This is a genomic window from Nostoc sp. DedQUE08 (genome assembly GCF_034530895.1).
GTDB lineage: Bacteria > Cyanobacteriota > Cyanobacteriia > Cyanobacteriales > Nostocaceae > Nostoc.
The window spans coordinates 1-19,899 of record NZ_JAVRCD010000063.1 but is presented as its reverse complement, the minus strand read 5'-3'; the positions used below and the strand labels follow the sequence as shown (position 1 = coordinate 19,899).

The 19,899-nt window shown below is 43.8% G+C and carries 19 protein-coding genes and 1 CRISPR repeat array; of the genes, 10 read left to right on the top strand and 9 right to left on the bottom strand.

The annotated features are described in order from the left end of the window. The first annotated feature begins 113 nt into the window (after positions 1–113). The 4 genes from RMY64_RS30035 to aroF all read left to right on the top strand — a co-directional run bounded on the left by RMY64_RS30035 (position 114) and on the right by aroF (position 4,216). Positions 114–437, top strand: coding sequence for a hypothetical protein (locus RMY64_RS30035; RefSeq protein WP_194046858.1), 324 nt, complete (start codon positions 114–116; stop codon positions 435–437). Between the two features lie 354 nt (positions 438–791). Then, a CRISPR array of direct repeats spans positions 792–1,978; the repeat unit is 37 nt; unit sequence ATCGCAATTAACTAAAATCCCTATTAGGGATTGAAAC. 145 nt (positions 1,979–2,123) lie between these two features. After that, positions 2,124–2,393, top strand: coding sequence for a 30S ribosomal protein S15 (gene rpsO, locus RMY64_RS30030; protein WP_041565894.1), 270 nt, complete (start codon positions 2,124–2,126; stop codon positions 2,391–2,393). 11 nt (positions 2,394–2,404) lie between these two features. Beyond that, entirely contained in the window at positions 2,405–2,875 is a 471-nt protein-coding gene (locus tag RMY64_RS30025) for a PAM68 family protein (protein WP_322668932.1), read from the top strand. Positions 2,876–3,157: 282 nt separating this feature from the next. Then, on the top strand, positions 3,158–4,216 hold the full coding sequence (aroF, locus tag RMY64_RS30020) for a 3-deoxy-7-phosphoheptulonate synthase (RefSeq protein ID WP_322675195.1): 1,059 nt from the start codon (positions 3,158–3,160) through the stop codon (positions 4,214–4,216). 1,171 nt (positions 4,217–5,387) lie between these two features. On the opposite strand, the gene RMY64_RS30015 is transcribed toward aroF, so the two are convergent. Continuing rightward, on the bottom strand, positions 5,388–6,644 hold the full coding sequence (locus RMY64_RS30015; RefSeq protein WP_322684233.1) for an HhoA/HhoB/HtrA family serine endopeptidase: 1,257 nt from the start codon (positions 6,642–6,644) through the stop codon (positions 5,388–5,390). A gap of 460 nt (positions 6,645–7,104) precedes the next feature. Here RMY64_RS30015 and RMY64_RS30010 point away from each other — a divergent pair, with 460 nt between their 5' ends. Further along, a complete protein-coding gene (locus RMY64_RS30010; protein WP_322684269.1) occupies positions 7,105–7,998 on the top strand; it encodes a phosphorylase in 894 nt (297 codons plus the stop codon). A 14-nt stretch (positions 7,999–8,012) separates the two neighbouring features. On the opposite strand, the gene RMY64_RS30005 is transcribed toward RMY64_RS30010, so the two are convergent. The 6 genes from RMY64_RS30005 to trxA all read right to left on the bottom strand — a co-directional run bounded on the left by RMY64_RS30005 (position 8,013) and on the right by trxA (position 13,676). Next, positions 8,013–9,608, bottom strand: coding sequence for an MFS transporter (locus tag RMY64_RS30005; protein ID WP_322701912.1), 1,596 nt, complete (start codon positions 9,606–9,608; stop codon positions 8,013–8,015). Positions 9,609–9,684: 76 nt separating this feature from the next. Next, the gene (locus RMY64_RS30000) at positions 9,685–10,350 is read right to left on the bottom strand and encodes a nitroreductase family protein (RefSeq protein WP_322684231.1); all 666 of its coding nucleotides are present in this window, start codon (positions 10,348–10,350) and stop codon (positions 9,685–9,687) included. A 98-nt stretch (positions 10,351–10,448) separates the two neighbouring features. Next, on the bottom strand, positions 10,449–10,880 hold the full coding sequence (locus tag RMY64_RS29995; protein WP_322684230.1) for a YybH family protein: 432 nt from the start codon (positions 10,878–10,880) through the stop codon (positions 10,449–10,451). A 214-nt stretch (positions 10,881–11,094) separates the two neighbouring features. After that, entirely contained in the window at positions 11,095–12,207 is a 1,113-nt protein-coding gene (locus tag RMY64_RS29990; RefSeq protein ID WP_322701911.1) for an alkene reductase, read from the bottom strand. Between the two features lie 118 nt (positions 12,208–12,325). After that, complete coding sequence (locus RMY64_RS29985; protein ID WP_322689702.1) at positions 12,326–13,120, bottom strand: SDR family NAD(P)-dependent oxidoreductase; 795 nt, start codon at positions 13,118–13,120, stop codon at positions 12,326–12,328. A 232-nt stretch (positions 13,121–13,352) separates the two neighbouring features. Then, complete coding sequence (trxA, locus tag RMY64_RS29980) at positions 13,353–13,676, bottom strand: thioredoxin (RefSeq protein WP_292829099.1); 324 nt, start codon at positions 13,674–13,676, stop codon at positions 13,353–13,355. A gap of 80 nt (positions 13,677–13,756) precedes the next feature. On the opposite strand from trxA, the gene RMY64_RS29975 reads away from it, so the two are divergent. Then, positions 13,757–14,107, top strand: coding sequence for a helix-turn-helix transcriptional regulator (locus RMY64_RS29975; RefSeq protein ID WP_322675011.1), 351 nt, complete (start codon positions 13,757–13,759; stop codon positions 14,105–14,107). A 241-nt stretch (positions 14,108–14,348) separates the two neighbouring features. Here RMY64_RS29975 and RMY64_RS29970 read toward each other — a convergent pair whose 3' ends face one another. Next, positions 14,349–14,585 (bottom strand): hypothetical protein, encoded by a 237-nt coding sequence (locus tag RMY64_RS29970; protein ID WP_322675012.1) that lies wholly within the window; start codon positions 14,583–14,585, stop codon positions 14,349–14,351. A gap of 253 nt (positions 14,586–14,838) precedes the next feature. On the opposite strand from RMY64_RS29970, the gene RMY64_RS29965 reads away from it, so the two are divergent. From RMY64_RS29965 to RMY64_RS29955, 3 genes are all read left to right on the top strand, one after another. Further along, positions 14,839–15,219, top strand: coding sequence for a hypothetical protein (locus RMY64_RS29965; RefSeq protein ID WP_322675013.1), 381 nt, complete (start codon positions 14,839–14,841; stop codon positions 15,217–15,219). Between the two features lies 1 nt (position 15,220). Continuing rightward, positions 15,221–15,634: an HNH endonuclease signature motif containing protein gene (locus RMY64_RS29960; RefSeq protein ID WP_322675014.1), complete on the top strand. Its 414-nt coding sequence runs from the start codon at positions 15,221–15,223 to the stop codon at positions 15,632–15,634. A 120-nt stretch (positions 15,635–15,754) separates the two neighbouring features. After that, positions 15,755–16,369 (top strand): pentapeptide repeat-containing protein, encoded by a 615-nt coding sequence (locus RMY64_RS29955; protein ID WP_322675015.1) that lies wholly within the window; start codon positions 15,755–15,757, stop codon positions 16,367–16,369. 157 nt (positions 16,370–16,526) lie between these two features. Here RMY64_RS29955 and RMY64_RS29950 read toward each other — a convergent pair whose 3' ends face one another. Further along, positions 16,527–17,762, bottom strand: a complete 1,236-nt coding sequence (locus RMY64_RS29950; RefSeq protein WP_322701910.1) for a glycosyltransferase — start codon at positions 17,760–17,762, stop codon at positions 16,527–16,529. Positions 17,763–17,886: 124 nt separating this feature from the next. Here RMY64_RS29950 and shc point away from each other — a divergent pair, with 124 nt between their 5' ends. Beyond that, entirely contained in the window at positions 17,887–19,809 is a 1,923-nt protein-coding gene (gene shc / locus RMY64_RS29945) for a squalene--hopene cyclase (protein ID WP_322701909.1), read from the top strand. The last annotated feature ends 90 nt before the right edge of the window (positions 19,810–19,899 follow it).

The following is a 19,899-nucleotide window of genomic DNA, read 5'->3' as shown; positions in this document are numbered from 1 at the left end:
TCGTTTCTAACATCTGGCGGCTATTGCCATTGGTGCAAAATATCAGATTTTTCCGGTTAAGCCAAAATATAAGTGAATAATTACTTTACATTGAATATGTATAGCTAAAACTCATGGAACTACCCCAACGCGTATCAGTCCGCTACAAAGACGCGTCCTTCAACACCAATGAAATCCGCTTGAGAACTTTTCGGCTTGGGTTGCAAATATGGGATGAACAAACTAAACCCAGAAAAACAGAGCTTTATCAGTTTATATCGTCTTGCTTAAAACAAGTTGACCGCCAAGATCGTTTTATGTTTTCTCTGTTGTTCATAGAATTAACAGACCTTATCCGCAACTCTTCTCTGGAAAGAGGAACGAAAGAGGTTCTGATTAAAACAGCTTTTAGAGAATTTGCTTATGCGATAACAGATTTTGAAGACGTTGCCAAATAAGGTTAGTTATGGAAGTGCTGGAATTGGGTAGGCGTAAGCATCACCCGAAAGTCAGCGAACCTAATCGAGTAAGATATCTATGAAGTAAACAGAAACAGCTTTCCAATCGGATTAGTTTTTTCGCTAAATGCGCGGATGGGTAGGTGTTGGGGAAGGGGGAACACAAAAATGCCTGAATTGCCCTATATGTAAGGATTTGATGGCTATAGCATCTTGAAACCATCCGCGCACCTTATGTAGACTGACTTTCAGCTATTTACAGTTAGCACAATTGCCAGTCCTTATGTTATGATTTTTGCATTCGCGCTATTGAACCTTGAAAACCAAATAACACAAGTCTTTCAGACGCCTGCGATCGCAATTAACTAAAATCCCTATTAGGGATTGAAACATCCTGTCTAACACCGCAGCCTACGCAGGTATTATCGCAATTAACTAAAATCCCTATTAGGGATTGAAACAAAATCACCAAGAATCTTAGTAGGGTCGGTAGAATCGCAATTAACTAAAATCCCTATTAGGGATTGAAACAGGAGTTGTGGAAAGCTTAAACGCAAGTATAAATATCGCAATTAACTAAAATCCCTATTAGGGATTGAAACTACAGCCATTGCAATATTCCACGGACTTCCAGATATCGCAATTAACTAAAATCCCTATTAGGGATTGAAACTTGGTAAGGTAAAAGCTAGTGCAGGTGGATTAATAATCGCAATTAACTAAAATCCCTATTAGGGATTGAAACACGACACCTACCACCGTCTACTTTTGCAAGATATATCGCAATTAACTAAAATCCCTATTAGGGATTGAAACAGCCCGTAGCTGTTATCAACCAAAATTAAATTATTTAAATCGCAATTAACTAAAATCCCTATTAGGGATTGAAACATTTCTCTCTTACTCAGTTGGTTTCGATCGTTGCCGGATCGCAATTAACTAAAATCCCTATTAGGGATTGAAACCTTAAAGATAATTCTAAAGTCACTATTAATGCAGATCGCAATTAACTAAAATCCCTATTAGGGATTGAAACTTAGTGACTCGTTAACTATCTGAGGTTTTTCACATCGCAATTAACTAAAATCCCTATTAGGGATTGAAACAGGGATAACATAGTTAACGATGGGTTGCCCTGGGATCGCAATTAACTAAAATCCCTATTAGGGATTGAAACCATTAGGAAGGGTTTCTGTTTGCCCTTACACATCGCAATTAACTAAAATCCCTATTAGGGATTGAAACATGTATATCTAAACCTAATCCTTGCATTAAAATCGCAATTAACTAAAATCCCTATTAGGGATTGAAACTTAGATTCGGCGAAAACCTTAGCATTAGAAGCTGCTAACATCGCAATTAACTAAAATCCCTATTAGGGATTGAAACGAGTTGTCGTAATTCCCCCTAGCCAGTAATTATCATCGCAATTAACTAAAATCCCTATTAGGCATTGAAACTTTTCTTCTATCGTCTTGGTGCGATCGCCCGATGGTGCAATAATATCGCAATCAATTCAAATCCCTATCAGGGATTGAAACGAAGTATACCGAGACTTAACCTCTAAAAGTTAGTATTAAAAAATACAAATATTACTTTAAGGGTCATTCCACATCCAGCTTGAGGGCTGTGATATTATAGGAGACTGCTGCATACACTTTAGAAAAACTAGAAACTGAATCGACCATGGCCCTCACGCAACTGCGGAAACAAGAAATAATCTCCAACTACCAAGTTCACGAAACTGACACTGGCTCGGCCGATGTCCAAGTCGCTATGCTAACTGAGCGCATTAACCGCCTCAGCGAACATCTCCAAGCAAATAAAAAAGACCATTCTTCCCGAAGAGGACTGTTGAAGCTAATCGGACAGCGTAAGCGTCTTCTAGCTTATATATCGCAGGAAAGCCGGGAAAAATATCAAGCTTTGATTGCTCGTCTCGGTATTCGTGGATAGGATTACCGCTTATGTCTGCTGAAGAATCTGAACGCAGTCGTTTGCCTTTTGAACCGAACAAAAAGCGCCAAAAACCCGCAAAAGCTCAAAGTAAACCAGCAGCACAGCCCCAAGAATCTGTCAAAAAGGCTGATAAAAAAGTGGTTTACACCAAACAAGAGATGGCAATTCCCCAAGTAGTCAGCCAACGGATGATCCGACGGGTAGCTGGGTTCTCTGGTGTACCAACAGCTTTGGGCATTAGCGCTTTGGTTGCTAGCTATCTGCTTGCTGCCTACTCCGACATCCGACTACCTCCCATCGCTGTGTTATTGGTGAACATGGGATTATTTGGTTTGGGGGTTTTAGGGATAACTTATGGCGTTCTCTCTGCCTCTTGGGATGAAGAAAAAGTCGGAAGTTTTCTGGGTTTGGGTGAGTTCAACACCAATTTGGGACGAATGGTGGCAGCTTGGCGCGAAACTCGGCAAAAAAACTTATGATGAACGGCGCTCAGATATTAAGTAACTGTGATATTGGGTAAATGAAAAAGTTAATGTTGAAGTTGAAATTCGATCGCTTCAACATTGCTAGTTAAAATTCTACAATCATTTTTATACCCCATATCTAGTTATTTAGCAGTAAAAATACTGACTGAGCGCTGCATTTTATCTATTTATTTTGTAAACAAATTTTATTTTTAACTATTTGTAATTAGGCCAATAGGCAACAATAAAGTTAGCCTATTCACAGAAAATTTTACTCAATTAATCAGGAACTTTCAGATGATTATAGTAATGAAAAGTGGTTCCCCAGAGGCGGAAATAAACCGCATTGATGAGGAACTCAGTAGCTGGGGGCTAACTCCAGAAAAAATTGTTGGTCAACACAAAGTAGTTATTGGTCTAGTAGGTGAAACCGCCAGCTTAGATCCGCTACAAATTCAGGAACTTAGCCCCTGGATTGAGCAGGTGTTACGGGTAGAGCAGCCTTACAAACGAGCTAGCCGTCAGTACCGCCACGGCGAAGCGTCAGATGTGGTGGTTAATACTCCTGATGGAGCGGTAGTATTTGGCGAACATCAGCCTTTGGTAGTCGTTGCTGGCCCCTGCTCCGTAGAAAATGAAGAAATGATTGTAGAGACGGCGCGGCGCGTCAAGGCTGCTGGAGCGGCATTTTTGCGCGGAGGGGCATACAAACCCCGGACTTCACCTTATGCTTTCCAAGGACACGGCGAGAGTGCTTTGGATTTGTTAGCGAAGGCGCGGGAAGTTAGCGGATTAGGTATTATTACAGAAGTGATGGATGCCGTAGACCTGGATAAAATTGCCGAAGTTGCTGACGTAATTCAGGTGGGAGCAAGAAATATGCAAAATTTCTCCTTGCTCAAAAAAGTGGGAGCGCAGCCGAAACCAGTTCTGTTGAAGCGGGGAATGGCAGCGACTATTGAAGATTGGTTGATGGCAGCCGAGTATATTTTGGCATCTGGCAATCCCAATGTAATTTTGTGTGAAAGGGGAATACGCACCTTTGACCGTCAATATACGCGAAATACACTGGATTTATCGGTAGTGCCAGTGTTGCGGAAACTGACTCACCTGCCAATTATGATTGATCCCAGCCACGGCGTAGGTTGGTCTGAGTTTGTGCCTTCAATGGCAATGGCTGCGATCGCAGCTGGCACAGATTCCCTGATGATAGAGGTTCACCCTAATCCTGCCAAAGCTTTATCCGACGGGCCCCAATCTCTGACACCAGACCGTTTCGATAACTTGATGCAAGAATTGTCAGTAATTGGTAAGGCAGTGGGACGCTGGAAGCAACCAGCAGTGGCTCTAGCTTAAAATTTAGTTGCAATTTATTGCTAGGCATAAATAAATTAAAGTTTGTAGTGAGTTAGCGCGGTCTTCTCCCAAAGGGAGAGGCTAGCGCCAAGGGGGTTTCCCCCATAAGCGACTAACGAACCCGAAGGGTCAGGACTTTAGTGCTGATAAATCCGAAGAAGCGATAAATCGCTCGCTACAAACTAGGATTTTTTTGTATGTTTAATTATGCCTACCTACTTATTGTAAAAATGCAATGATGCCCCTTTATATTATGTCCGCCAAATCACCCATAATAAAAGAACCCCACCCCCAACCCCTCCCCGCTTGCGGGGAGGGGAGCTAAAGCGCAGCTTTTGCGGGGTGGGGTTCCGGTTATTATGGTTACAGCAGTTTTCATGTATTTAGACCACAATTATCAGACCTAACCCCCAGCCCCTTCCCTACAAGGGAAGGGGAGAAAATCAAAGCCTCTCTCCTACGAGGAGAGAGGTCTATTTGTGGTTCATTTACCTGAAAATTGCTGTAATTACCCGGACATCATATTACAAATATTCTAAAGGGGATTTTTAAACACTAACTAAACTAAACGTGAGTTCGATGAACCTCTCCCGGACAACCTCCCTCTCCCACAGGGAAAGGGAGGAGCAACGAGAAATTAGGGTTTTGGCTCCCCTCTCCGTGTCGGAGAGGGGTTGGGGGAGAGGTCAAAAAAAGGCTTGTCGAACTCACGTTAACTTTTGAATCGTGACTAATGTCATGGATAAAAATTGTAAAGATGACTGGCTATTGAATAAAACGATTTTTACAAGGTAGAACTATTAATACTGAAAACTCCGATTTTGATATTTGGGGCAGTGCCTATCTGACGGCAATACGGTTACTGCAATTCAATTTTGCCACCTGAAAAAAAGGGACGGGTAAAATACCTATCCCAGAAAATTCACTTTTATAGCAAGGGACTGGGGACTGGGTGAAAAGCCTTTTTGTGTCTAAATTTTATCATCTGTTAATGTCCTAACCTTTTTGGCTGTTGTTATATTCAATTGATAGAAAACGATCGCAAAACTTTTATTGGGCGTTGCATAATTGCGGGATGATTTCGCAAGTTATAAAATCTCCCCCCCTGCAACGCCAGCACCCCCTGCCTCCCCTGCCTGCCTAAATTCATCCCTCTGTTCTGCAACGCCTTTTATTGCACTTGGGTGGGGAAAGCACCAGGTTGCACAGCTATGTTAAGATTCTGCCCATTGCGACGTAATTCCATACGTAAATCGCTGCCGACTTGGCTATTTTCTACTGCCTTTTGGACACTGCTGGCATCTGTGACTGCTTGACCTCCAAGGGTTTGAATCACATCACCAGCACGTATCCCTGCTTTAGCGGCTGGTGAATTTGGTACAACTTTTACAACCAATACACCTTTATCTTCATTCACACTCAAACCGCTGTTAGGATCTGAGTTGATATTTTGTTTTAGCTGAGGTGTTAACCCCACCATCTGAATTCCCAAGTAAGGATGTTGTACTTTACCTGTAGCTATTAGTTGACTGGAAATGTGTTGTGCTGTGTTGATAGGAATAGCAAAGCCTAATCCTTGTGCCCCTTGAATAATGGCAGTATTCATGGCAATTACCTGACCGCGAGAATTTAGCAAAGGCCCGCCGGAGTTACCGGGATTAATTGCAGCGTCGGTTTGAATATACTCTACTCGCTTATCGGGAGCGCCGATGAGATTGCTACTGCGTCCGGTGGCACTAATGATTCCGGTAGTTACTGTATTATCTAACCCAAGGGGATTGCCGATCGCGATCGCCCATTCTCCGGGTTGTAGTTGATCTGAGTTACCCAAGGCTACTAACGGAAGATTATCTGCCTGAATCTTCACAACAGCAACATCGGTCAACTCGTCTTTTCCTAACACTTTTCCTTTAAAGCTACGCCCATCCTTGAGTGTTACTGTTACGGTATCAGCACCATCAACTACGTGAGCGTTGGTAAGAATACGACCATCGGCACTAATAATAAAACCTGAACCTGTACCCCGTTCTACGCGATCCTGTTGTTGCGGTATTTGAGAACCAAAAAAGCGTTGGAAGAGTGGATCGTTAAATTCATCTGGTAACTGGGTTTTTACGGTTCGGGAAGAGTCAATTCGCACTACAGCAGGCCCTACCTTTTGCACCACCTGGGTAACAAAGTTAGGATCTGTGCCTGCTGGTATTGGAGGAGCAGCATTTACTCGACTTACTGCCAAATTAGATGCATTTTCAGACACCTGCTGAGAGTGTCCAGCTATATAACCGCCTGCCAATGTCATCCCCGATCCCAGCAGCACCAGCGATAGAGAGGCGGCAGCTTTTCGCCAGGGTTGATAATATTTGGCATCAGCAGTGTTATGTAAAATGCTATTTGATGGGTGTTCTCTGTCGCGAGATTCGTTTTGCATTGCTGTCTGGAAGGATATTTAGATGTATTACTAATGTAGATATGATTTATGACAGTTTTGTTGCAAAGGTATTGCGTTGTTGTGAAAGCTTTGGTATTTTATTGAACCGTATTGGAATATAGTCATTCGTAGAGACCTACATCGCTGCGTACTCTTTACCAATCTCAGTGCTGAGTGCTGTTAGCGGAAGCGGGGCGTTTAGCGCGTGCTGAGTAAATTAATGTGAGACAAGCCCTCTCCGTGTCGGAGAGGGGAGCCAAAACCCTAATTTCTCGTTGCTCCTCCCTTTCCCCGTGGGAGAGTGAGGTTGTCCGGGAGAGGTTCATCGAACTCACGTTAAATGAAGAATTACTCAGTATTTATGTACTTGGGTTTGAGCAAGGCCCCTTGTGGGCGGTTTTTAAACTCAGAACTCAGCACTCAGAACTCAGCACTCTTGATCATGCCTGAAGGAATGAAAATGGCACAGGGGAAAATTTTACTTAAACCTGACACTTTATGGACAAGTGTTAAAGAACGAACTGAATATGCTTTGCAATGCGGGGCGCTACTCTCGATTCCAACAGAATTTGAATTTGTTGAACAGGATGGCGTGCGCTTTTTGGTACGGATTTTGTCTAACCTGAATCGCAAAAAAGCAGCGAAGGATAAACAGGGAAAACAATCTGTTACTTCTGGTGTAGAGTTTAATCCTTTTTTGCCCTACGAAGAGGATTTATTTGTGGCGGATATCTCCGATACCCATGTATGTATTTTAAATAAATTCAATGTTGTAGATTATCATCTGCTAATCATCACCCGTGGTTTCGAGGAACAAGAAAGCTTACTCACCCTGGAAGATTTTACGGCTATGTGGGCGTGTTTGGCTGATTTCGATGGTTTAGCATTTTACAACAGTAGCAAAACCGCAGGTGCTAGTCAGCGACACAAGCACTTACAATTAGTACCTCTACCACTTGCCCCTTCAGGGTTGCAAATACCGATTGAAACTTTACTAACATCAGCACAATTTCAATCGAACCCACCTTCAGCAAAACTTCCTTTTGTACACGCTTTCGCACCATTAAATTCTAATTGGGTGCGATCGCCATTGGCAGGGGGTCAAGCAACATTGGAACTTTATCACACTTTGCGTCACGCTGTCGGTTTAGATGACAAGCAATCTGGTGCTTACAATTTGTTAGCGACACGAGAATGGATGTTAATCGTACCGCGATCGCAAGAGCATTTCCAATCTATCTCTGTGAATTCATTAGGATTCGCTGGTGCGCTGCTGGTGCGAAACGCAGCAGAAATGGAGATTCTCAAAACCCAAGGGCCGATGACTATCCTCAAAAATGTTGCTGTATCCTAATACTTACGCACACTCTACGAATTCTTTTCTACGAGATAATTATCCTTAGTGGGAGTTTGACCAATTTGCAGTACACAAACTGCGGCAATCAGACAGAGAACGCCTGATAAAATAAACGCTTGTAAATAACTACCCGTCCAAGTTCTCAAGACTCCGGCTCCGAATGCAGCTGTCGCTGCACCAACCTGGTGTCCGGCGACAATCCAACCGAACATCACGCCGACATTTTCTTTACCGAAGGCGTTGGCAACAAGACGGACTGTTGGTGGTACGGTGGCAATCCAATCAAGTCCATAGAAGACGGCAAAAATGGAAAGTCCATAGAAGGAAAAGTTGAAACTGAAGGGCAAGAAAATCAAAGATAAACCCCGCAGTCCGTAGTACCAAAACAATAAGTAGCGATTATTCCAACGGTCAGATAGCCAACCGGACATAGTAGTTCCAAAAAAATCGAATAGTCCCATAATTGCCAAAAGCCCAGCAGCATTGACTTCAGGGATACCGTGGTCAATACAAGCAGGAATTAGATGAGTTCCAATTAACCCATTTGTACTTGCGCCACAGATAAAAAAGCTACCGAATAACAGCCAGAAGTCTCGATTACGCATTCCCAGCCAAAGGGCGTTAAGGGTGGAGGCAATGGAATTTGCTCTAGGCTGTAACACTTCTACAGTTTCGCTGTTGTCGCCAAAGGCTCGCAAACCAACATCCGCCGGGCGATCGCGCATAAAGACTGCGATCGCTGGAATAATTAGAAGTGCTGCACCAGTCAGAGCCAGAGCCGCAGTTCGCCAGCCAAAGCGATCGGCTACTGAGGCCAACATCGGCAGAAACACTAGTTGCCCCGTAGCTGTACTGGCGGTTAAGATGCCCAGAACTAGACCCCGCTTTTCCAAAAACCAGCGATTGACGACAATAGCACCCAAAACCAGGGCAATAACTCCGCTACCAGAACCGACAACTACACCCCACAGCAAAACTAGTTGCCAAGAAGCTGACATCAAAGTGGTTAAACCGACACCAAGCGCGATGATGGCAAGTGAGAATACCATCATCCGACGAATGCCGATTCGCTCCATAACTGTGGCAGCAAAAGGGCCAATTAATCCGTAAAGTACTAAGTTAATGGAGATTGCCAAAGATATAGTCGCTCTACTCCAGCCAAACTCTTGTTCGAGAGGCACTATAAAAACTCCAGGAGCAGAGCGGATTCCGGCTGCCACCAGCAAGGCTAGGAATGTTAAACCCGCGACGATCCAAGCATAGTGGAACGAACGACGCGCTAGGAAGGAGGGTAAGGACATGGTTTGGAGGGGGGAGTGGGGAGCAGGGAGCAGGGGGCAGGGGAGCAGGGGAGTGGAGTTCAAAGACTCATTCACGAGTATCAAAGACTCGTCGGCGAGTATAAAAGACTCATTCACGAGTATAAAAGACTCGTCGGCGAGTATAAAAGACTCATTCACGAGTATAAAAGACTCGTTGGCGAGTATAAAAGACTCGTTGGCGAGTATAAAAGACTCGTCGGCGAGTATTAAAGACTCATTCATGAGTATCAAACACTCGTCGGCGAGTATCAAAGACTCGTCGGCGAGTATTAAAGACTCATTCATGAGTATCAAACACTCGTCGGCGAGTATCAAAGACTCATTCTCTATTCCCCATTTTCCATTGCCAATTTAGAGAGAACTACCCTGCATAAGGGTTGCCAATTCTGTCTACAGACACGTTAGAAGAGAATGGCAAACGACCTGGATTTAAGCGTGGTTCGGCTGCATAACCCACAGGAACTAAAACAGCGATCGCTAAATCTGGATTATCTCCTGCACCAATCACTTGTTTTACTCGATCCTCAATCCAACCGTTCATAAAACAAGTGGACAATCCTAGACTTTCTGCCGCTAGCACCAAATGGGTAGCGGCAATGATCGCATCTTTGATCGCATATTCGCGTCGCTTCTCGCCTAGCGTTGCTTGAAATTGCGGAACGGCGGTTTTAAAGTAGTTTACTGTGCCTTCATTCCATGCCCCAGTTTCCAGTCCTTGCTCTATAATTGGGGCCAAGTTTTTTTCGCCTGCGTTAGGATCGGCGGCAAAAACGAAGGTTACAGGTGCTTGAACAATTTGCTGTTGATTAAAAGATGCTGCTGACAGTGCTGCCTTTTGCGCTTCATCTTGCACAAGAATAATTTGCCAGTCCTGGAGATTATAGCTGCTGGGTGCAGCCACGGTTAACTCTACCAGTTGCTTGAGCAGTTCTGGGGCGATGGGGTCTGTTTTAAAAGTTTTGATAGAACGACGTTGAGCGATCGCACTGGGTACATCTAAAGGTTGGGTTTGGATGATGGAACTCATGATATTCTCCTGATAGTTGGATTATAAGAGGGTTTCGGATTTTATATCTCAAGTGATTAAAAGCTCTAAAGAGCAGGACAATCCAAATATGTTCCTCTCTAATTGGCAATGTTAACTGGGTTAGAGATATGCTCGTGGATAATGCGCCATTGTCCCTCTCGCTTTTCCCATACAAGTGTCGCATGAGCCGTAATTCCAACCGCCTCATTCCCTATGGTGGTTGCTGTACTGTGGAAGATCAAAGCAGAGACGGTAATGTTATCACCTGGAAATATCTGAATATCCCCAACTGATTTAACTTGCCACTGGGTTATTGCTGTCATGAACGGCTTCCATATTTCCTCGTAGGATTGCCATCCTTGAATTCGAGTGGTCTGGGGTGAGAGGGTATCGAAGGCGAGGAATTGTTCATCTTGCCAGTAGAGATTGTCTAAAAGAGAAAAATCAAAGGATTTGTTGCCTGGACTAAACGCAGCTAGCCAATCGTTAACGCGTTCTTTGATTTTTGCTGCATCTAAAGTATCTTTCATAGTTCACAACCAATTTTTACAATCATTTTACTGATGTTGTATCTGGGAAAAATCTAAAAATCCTCAGTTTGATTTGATACTTTAGAGTGCAGAAAGTGGGTTTTAATTATTTAGATGAGAAGAATTATACCAATTCTCTAAAATCTGGCAACAGATTCAAACCCCGAAACCCTGACCCTACCTGACTTTCTTAATTACGAATTACGAATTGGAATTAGGCATTGACCATCTGCTCGTTAGCAGGCGACCAAAATGGATAGTCTGTATATCCTTCTTCACCGCCGCCATAAAAGCTTGCTTGATTTGGTTCATTTAGTGGTGCATTCAAAGCCAAGCGTCGGGGTAAATCGGGATTTGATATAAATAATGTGCCAAAGGCAACTAAATCTGCTGCTTTATTTGCCAGTACTGCATCGCCTTTTTCACGGGTATAACCACCATTGACGATCAGTGTACCTGTAAAGCGATCGCGTATATGGCTAGTGGGTACAGTTATCCCGCCATGTCTAATATCTGCTTCTGTTGCCTCATAAATATGCAGATATGCCAAATTAAACTGGTTCAAGGCTTGAGCCGCATAACCAAATGTCTCCAGGGGATTGGAGTCATGCATATCGTTAAAAGTCCCACTGGGAGAGAAACGCACCCCAACTCGATTAGAATCCCACACACAAGTTACCGCCTCTGTCACTTCTAACAGAAATCGGGCGCGATTCTCAATCGAACCCCCGTATTTATCTGTGCGTTGATTCGTGCCATCTCGGAGAAACTGATCTATTAAATAACCATTAGCTGCGTGAATTTCCACGCCATCAAACCCAGCCGCTAAGGCATTTGCGGCTCCTTGACGGTACTGTTCGACTATCTGGGGTATTTCCGAAGTTTCTAAAGCACGGGGAGTAACAAAGGGTTTTGGCCCCTGATAAGTTGAGGCATCACCTTTAGGAGCAATAGCAGAAGGTGCCACAGGTAAAACTCCATTCGGTTGTAAATCAGGGTGAGAAATCCTGCCTACGTGCCATAGTTGCAGAAAAATTCTGCCGCCGTGCTGATGTACGGCATCGGTTACTAACTTCCATCCCTCTACCTGTTCTGGTGAATGAATTCCTGGTGTCGCGGGATAGCCCTGTCCTTCAGGAGTTACCTGTGTTGCTTCAGAAATAATCAGTCCGGCGGAAGCACGTTGGACGTAGTAAGTAGCATTTAATTGATGTGGTACGTTTCCTTCACCTGCCCGGTTTCGGGTTAAGGGTGCCATCACTATCCGGTTAGGTAGTTCCAGATTTCCTAATTGGTAAGGAGAGAATAAGTCGATCTCAGTAGTCATTGGTTATATCTCCAAATTATTTTAGTCATTGGACATTGGGCATTGGGCATTGGGCATTGGGCATTGGTAACTCTTCCCCAGTCCCCATTCCCCAGTCCCCAGTCCCTAATCCCACACACTAAACAATCGATCGAATAACGCCACCATCTACCCGCAAAGCTGCACCATTAGTTGCCGATGCTACGGGACTAGAAAGGTAAACTACGATCGCTGCTACTTCTTCATTAGTTGCAAAGCGTTTGATTAAGGAACTTGGACGCACATTTTGAAAAAACTCCGCCTCAACGTCAGCGCGAGTAATACCGCGTTCCTGTGCCAGGTTGGTGATAAAATCTTCAACTCCTTCGGAACGAGTTGGCCCTGGGAGGACGGAGTTTACTGTAACTCCAGTCCCCACAGTCATTTCGGCTAAACCTCTGGCAATGGCAAGTTGTGCCGTCTTAGTTGTGCCGTAGTGAATCATTTCCACTGGGATCTGAATAGCAGATTCGCTGGAGATAAAAATTATCCGCCCCCAGTTTTGCTCTAGCTGCTTTTGCAGATATTGCCGACTCAAACGAACTCCACTGAGAACGTTAACCTCAAATATTTTTAACCAGTCTTCATCAGTAATATCAAAGAAGGTTTTTGGCTCATAAATACCCACATTGTTTATGAGTATATCAACGTGAGGAACCTCTTGAATGAGTTTCTCTATCCCTGATGCGGTGGCTGTGTCAGCAACAACACCAGAAACTTTTGCGTCGGGTGTAGAATGCTTAATTTTAGCGATCGCTTGAGCTACTCGTTCTTCAGACCGACCGTTGACAATTACTGATGCACCCTCTTGAGCTAGCCCAAGAGCGATGGCCAAACCAATACCTGCGGTTGAGCCACTGACCAGTGCGGATTTACCATGCAATTTCAAGTCCATTTCGCTCTTTCCCCGTTATTTGAAACAAAATGATCTGGGATTGGGGATTGGGTACTGGGGACTGGGGAGAATGCGAGGGGGACAAGCACAAAGGTCTAAGCGCCGGAAGTCGGCGCTCAGAACTTTAGAAGAACAAGGAAGGGGGACAAAGAATATTCAACAAGTCTCTCCCCAATCCTCAGTCCCCAGTCCCCAGTCCCCAGTCCCCAGTCCCTAATCCCCTTAACTTAAATTAAAGATGCTGTGCTAAGGTCTTATTCAAGGTAGTTTTTGGAACCGCCCCGACGACAGTATCAACCTGGCGACCTCCTTTAAAAACCATCAATGTCGGAATGCTGCGAATTCCATAGTGGCTAGCGACAGTAGGATTTTGATCTGTGTTCAACTTCACAAATTTCACCTGTCCTTCGTATTCAACAGCAACTTCATCGACGACTGGGCCCACCATCCGGCAAGGGCCGCACCACGGTGCCCAAAAGTCTACTAATACCGGAATTTCACTTTCCAAGACTTCTTGCTTGAATGTGGCTTCTGTGACGTTTGTAATGGATGACATAAATTGCCTTCCTACTTAATTCTATAATTCGATAATATCGAATAATAAAAATATATGCCACCTGATGAGATAATGCAACTATGAGATTCCTTTATCATCCAGATAGAAAAAATATTTCTTTACCAGGCGTGTTGTATGCATTGGGCGATCCGGTGCGGCTAGAGATTGTGCGGCTGTTAGCGAGTGAGGGGGAACAATGCTGTGCGAAGTTTGATTTTGCGATCGCCAAATCAACTATGTCCAACCACTTCAAGATTTTGCGGGAGTCGGGGATAGTCTTGACACGCAAAGAAGGGACACACCATATTAACATCCTGCGGCGTGAAGATTTAGAGGTGCTGTTTCCAGGGTTATTGGATGTGGTATTGAAAGCTGCTCAACCATTACCTGTTGAATCTGCCAGTACTAAACAAACAGTTTCAAGGATTTAGGGGTATTGGGCATGGGGCATGGGGCATGGGGTATGGGGTATGGGGTATGGGGTATGGGGTATGGGGTATGGGGCGATCGCTCTTTTCAAAGGGCGCATAACCTGATAAGCTTTTTCAGCCTTCTCAATTGATACTTGAGGTATTGGCGATCGCAGCCTGAGAACTGCTAGATCGATAGTATGTCCGAATCTAAGGATTCAAGAACTGTGAGAATTTTATATATTATGTTCAAATCTGGAGGTCATAAATAAACTTGCAACCAGGATTTATAGCGTCTGGCGAGTTCCTGAAGAAAATTGAGTTCTTCACCCTCAAGATTATTAAATAGGTTGCGATATTGCCAACCACGCTCGTAGCGACTCAGCATTTCTTCTGGAGTAAACCGATATACATCAGCAGTTTGCCAACAAATTGATTCCAAAAAAGGCAGCTTTTTAGGGACAATAACAGGATTATTTGTTGGTGTTGCGGTTGTCATAATTCTTTTAATCAACCACTTTTGGCTTACTTTAATTTTAGCTTTCACGCCTTATATCACGCCATGGTATTTGAGAAGGACAAATCAATGACGAAATATAAAGCGGGCGATCTAAAAAAATCTATCTGCCGCTAAGTATTGGGGTGTGATGCCCTAATTGAGGCAATAGCATCTGATGCAGAGGTAGGTTTGAAAGCTATAATTAGGATACAACACATATTCTTAAAAGTGCAAAATCGCAACAAAAGCACCAATGGCAGAATTCACTATTCAAATTCCCGATGAACTAGCTCAACGTTTAGAACCTCTGCAAAATCGCTTACCCGAATTGCTTTGGCGATTACTAGACGTTGTTAATCTACCAACAAATATTCAGCCAACAGTTAGTCCTGAGACTACAAATATTCCAGCAGTTTATCAAGAAGTTATTGATTTTTTGATTAAGGGGCCAAAACCAGAAGAAATTATTAATTTTAAAGTTTCATTTCAATCTCAAACACGCCTACAAGAATTACTAGAAAAAAATCGCTCTGCAACACTCGATCAAATGGAATTAGCAGAATTAGATGTTTACGAGCAGCTAGAGCAGATGATGATTTTATTAAAAGCACGAGCTTATTCTGCAATCAGCTAACATGACTTCTAATTCGATTTCTGTAGAACTCCGTAGGTTAGTGTTCCAGAGAGCTTCAGCACGCTGTGAATATTGCCAAATCCATCAAAACTTTTCTATTTATACCCATGAAGTAGACCATATTATTGCTGTCAAACATGGGGGTGAAACTACTGCTGAGAATTTGGCACTTTCATGTTTATCCTGTAACCGTCATAAAGGCTCTGATTTCGCTACTATAGACCAATTTACTCAAGAAATTGTCCCATTGTTTAATCCCCGCCGCCTGGTCTGGGATGAACATTTTTATCTTGAGAAGGCCAGGATAGAAGGAAAAACTCAGATTGGTCAAGGGACTGCAAGGTTACTTCAATTTAATGTTCCCAATCGGGTGCTTTCTCGACAAGTATTGATAAGTCAAGGACAGTACCCGTAGATATAAGATCAAGTCCAATTTTGCTCCCAGAGCAATAGGGAATTGAGTAAACTTAAGAAATGTTAATGTTACTGAAATTGAAATATAGTTCATTCCAGAATTTATTGCGGAGGTCTATAGATGAGGATAACTGCTCAGGAGTTGCTCCAGCGATATGCTGCTGGGGAGAGAGATTTTAGTGGGGTTGACTTGGAAGGAGCTAACTTGGTTAGAGCTAATTTGAGTGAAGCCAAGTTGAGGGGAGCTAATTTGGCTAGAGCTAGTTTGAGAGAAGCTAATTTGGCATATATTTTTCTGGAGGATGCCAACTTGGAAGGGGCTGACTTGATCGGTGCCAATCTTGAGGATGCTAGGTTGATGCGTGCCAATTTGAGTTACACCAATTTGCGAGGTGTCGATTTGAGAGGGGCAATTTTGTCTAATGCCAATTTGACCAGCGGTAACCTGAGATGTGCTAATTTGGCTTGCTCTTCCTTGGATGGCGCTAACTTGACCAATGCTAATTTTACGGGGGCTGTTTTGGACAGTGCTACTTTGACTGATGTTGAGTTCGCTGGGATTAATTTGGATTGGACTATCCTGACCAATACTGATTTCCGGGGAGCCAAGAAACTGGGTATTCCACCCTTGGAACAAACTGGAATGCTCTTTCCCAGTAGCAGAGGCGCTCTCTTCTTGGAAACCTCGTTTCCAGATGGTGAGATCATCCAAGGTCTATACTACAGAAATCCCTGAATCTAGCAGATGATCAGTCATTGAAGTTTCAGCCAGTAAAGATGATTTAAGAGGTGAATCAATTGGCTTGTTTTTATTATCAACACGTAAAGCTATCTTATTTTGAATAAGGTCTTTTGCATCTTGATTCAAATTTTTAAATCTAATTTTATCCCAGCTATAAATTATCTGGGCTGTGATAAACTCTTCCTTTCCAAGCGCCGCCGCGCCCTTGCCAATGACGGAGTGCTGAGTCTAGAGTCATTAAAGTATAAAGAAAAGCGATCGCAGGTAAACTCAACGCGAACCACGGAGAACATTTATAAAAGCGGATCGTCGGGTAGTAAGCGAAAGTCATTAATAGCCATCCTAATATACCTGTAAGTGCGATCGCCCAATTACTCAAAACTGCACCCAGAATCACACATACAGGTGGAGCTAAATAAATTAGAGGCATTCCCACCAAAGTTCCCAATAATATTAATGGTGAATAATTCAGTTGGGTATAGGCAGTACGAGCAACCATATCCCAAATCGTCGCTAGCGAGTCATAAGGGCGCAAGCTTCGAGTCAAGCCACTCAATCCCAGCCAGATACGACCTTGACTGGGCATTGAGTTAATCTTCCTGTCCCCTTGTCCCCTTGTCCCCTTGTCCCCTTGTCCCCCACTCTTCTTAACAGCTTTAGCCAGGGCGCAATCGTCAATTAAAGCTTGACGAATCACTTTAATTCCCCCGATTCGCTCTAAAGCTTCTCTACGAATCAAAATAGATCCCCCGGCGGCGGCGGCTGTGGGATTGTTGGGATTATTCACCCAGCGAAAAGGATAGAGTTTTTGAAAGAAAAAGACGAAAGCTGGAATCAAAAGTTTTTCCCAAAAGCTCTCACACCTGAGTCGCACCATTACCGAAACCAAGTCTAAATCTTCCTGCACAGCTTTCTTCACGAGTCGGCGGAGATTACCAGGATCGTGTTCGATATCTGCGTCAGTCAGCAAAAAATAGTCAGGTGCTAATAAACTCGCACTTTTTATACCTTGCTCAACTGCCCAAAGTTTACCCGACCAACCAGGAGGTAGTGAGGCGCCAGAAATAATATGCAATTGCTGAGGTTTCCCAACAGCGTGTGCAACTCCTTCGGCAAAGTTTGCTGTCCGGTCTGTGCTGCGATCGTCTACCAAAAACACGTTGAAAGAACCAGGATAATCTTGGAGTAGGAGCGATCGCAAACTAGTTGGTATTAATTCAGCTTCGTTACGCGCTGGAACGACCGCACAAACCACAGGTAACGATTCTAGCTGAGTTTCTGTAAACTCTAATTGCTGGTCTGTTCGCCAAAACTGTCCCCAAAAACCCAGTAATACTAACCAAATTGTCAACGATAAGAGCATCAATCCTAATACAATTACATTCATGACCTATTGCAAATTATCAGTGACTCAGACAGAATACTATGTCTATTGATAGAGGAAAAAAAATTTTTTTGCTGTAATACCGCGTTCATATCTAGTGTTGGGTGTTGAGGTTAAATAGTTTTTCATGCAAACACAAGACAGGGTAAAAGTCAATAAAGTTGCAGATGCGATCGCAGCTAGCCAAGAATATCTGCTTTCAATTCAAAATCCCGCAGGTTACTGGTGGGCAGAGTTGGAGTCTAATGTCACCATCACTGCTGAAGTCGTCCTCCTGCATAAAATTTGGGGAACAGACCAAACCAGACCTTTACACAAAGTTGAAACATATTTGCGTCAACAGCAACGAGAGCATGGCGGCTGGGAACTTTACTACGGTGATGGCGGAGAACTTAGCACTTCGGTTGAAGCCTACATGGCTCTAAGATTGCTAGGTGTACCAGCAACCGATCCGGCGATGATTCGGGCGCAAGCTTTTATTCTTCAACGGGGTGGGATCGGCAAAACTCGGATTTTTACCAAGTTGCACCTAGCCTTGATTGGCTGCTACAACTGGCGCGGTATTCCCTCGCTACCACCTTGGATAATGCTGTTGCCGAAAGCTTTCCCTGTCAATATCTACGAGATGTCTAGCTGGGCACGTTCTAGTACAGTACCATTACTGATTGTATGCGATCGCAAACCTGTTTTTCTCACCGACTCAGCTATCAACCTAGATGAGCTATACGCTGAAGGTATCGATCGAGTCCAGTGGGAATTACCTGAAAGTGGCGATTGGACGGATTTATTCCTCACTCTCGATCAAGGGTTTAAGTTGGCAGAAAGCCTTAATTTAGTACCCTTTCGTGAAGAAGGCATCAAAGCCGCCGAAAAATGGATTTTAGAGCGCCAAGAAGCTACAGGCGACTGGGGCGGCATTATTCCAGCGATGTTGAATTCAATGCTAGCTTTGCGCTGTCTGGATTATGACCGAAGCGATCCCATTGTGGAACGAGGTTTGCAAGCAATTGATAACTTTGCCATTGAAACAGAGGATAGTTATCGAGTTCAGCCTTGTGTTTCACCCGTCTGGGATACAGCTTGGGCGATGCGTGCTTTGATAGAATCTGGCTTTGCACCAGATCATCCTGTCGTGGTAAAAGCTGGCGAATGGTTGTTGCAAAAACAAATTTTAGATTACGGAGATTGGGCTGTAAAAAATCGCCAAGGAAAACCAGGGGCTTGGGCTTTTGAGTTTGAGAATCGCTTTTATCCCGATGTAGACGACTCGGCGGTGGTGGTGATGGCACTACATTTAGCGAAACTCCCCAATGAAGAAATCAAGCAGGCTGCGATCGCTCGTGCCTTAAACTGGATTGCATCTATGCAATGTAAACCAGGCGGGTGGGCTGCTTTTGATTTGGATAACGATCAAGATTGGCTTAATTCCATCCCTTATGGCGATTTGAAAGCCATGATCGATCCAAACACCGCAGATGTTACGGCTAGAGTACTAGAAATGCTGGGTGCTTGTGATTTGTCAATTGATAGTGAAAATTTGGAGCGATCGCTTACTTATCTTTTGCGCGAACAAGAAACCGAAGGCTGTTGGTTTGGTCGTTGGGGTGTAAATTATATTTACGGCACCAGTGGCGTTTTGTCAGCTTTGGCGTTAATCGATCCTCAAAGACACAAACTCAGTATAGAACGGGGAGCAGCTTGGTTAGTTGGATGTCAAAACCCAGATGGTGGTTGGGGCGAGACTTGCCGTAGTTACAACGATCCCAGTCTCAAAGGCAAAGGAAATAGTACTGCATCTCAAACGGCTTGGGCTTTAATTGGTCTTTTGGCAGCAGGTGAAGCAACAGGTAAATTAGCTCTTGATGCGATCGAGCGGGGAATTGGATATTTGGTGGCAACTCAAAAGCCAGATGGTACTTGGTTTGAGGCAGACTTTACAGGTACTGGTTTCCCTTGCCATTTTTATCTCAAGTATCATCTGTATCAACAATACTTTCCTTTAATCGCACTAGGTCGCTATCAAGCAGCGATTGCGATCAAAGAAGGTTAACATTCGTTTTTAGTAAGGTAGCACGCCTATGCTACCTTAGCTCGACTTTATCCATTTTTAATTCAATCAAGCAGCGTAAACAGCAATATC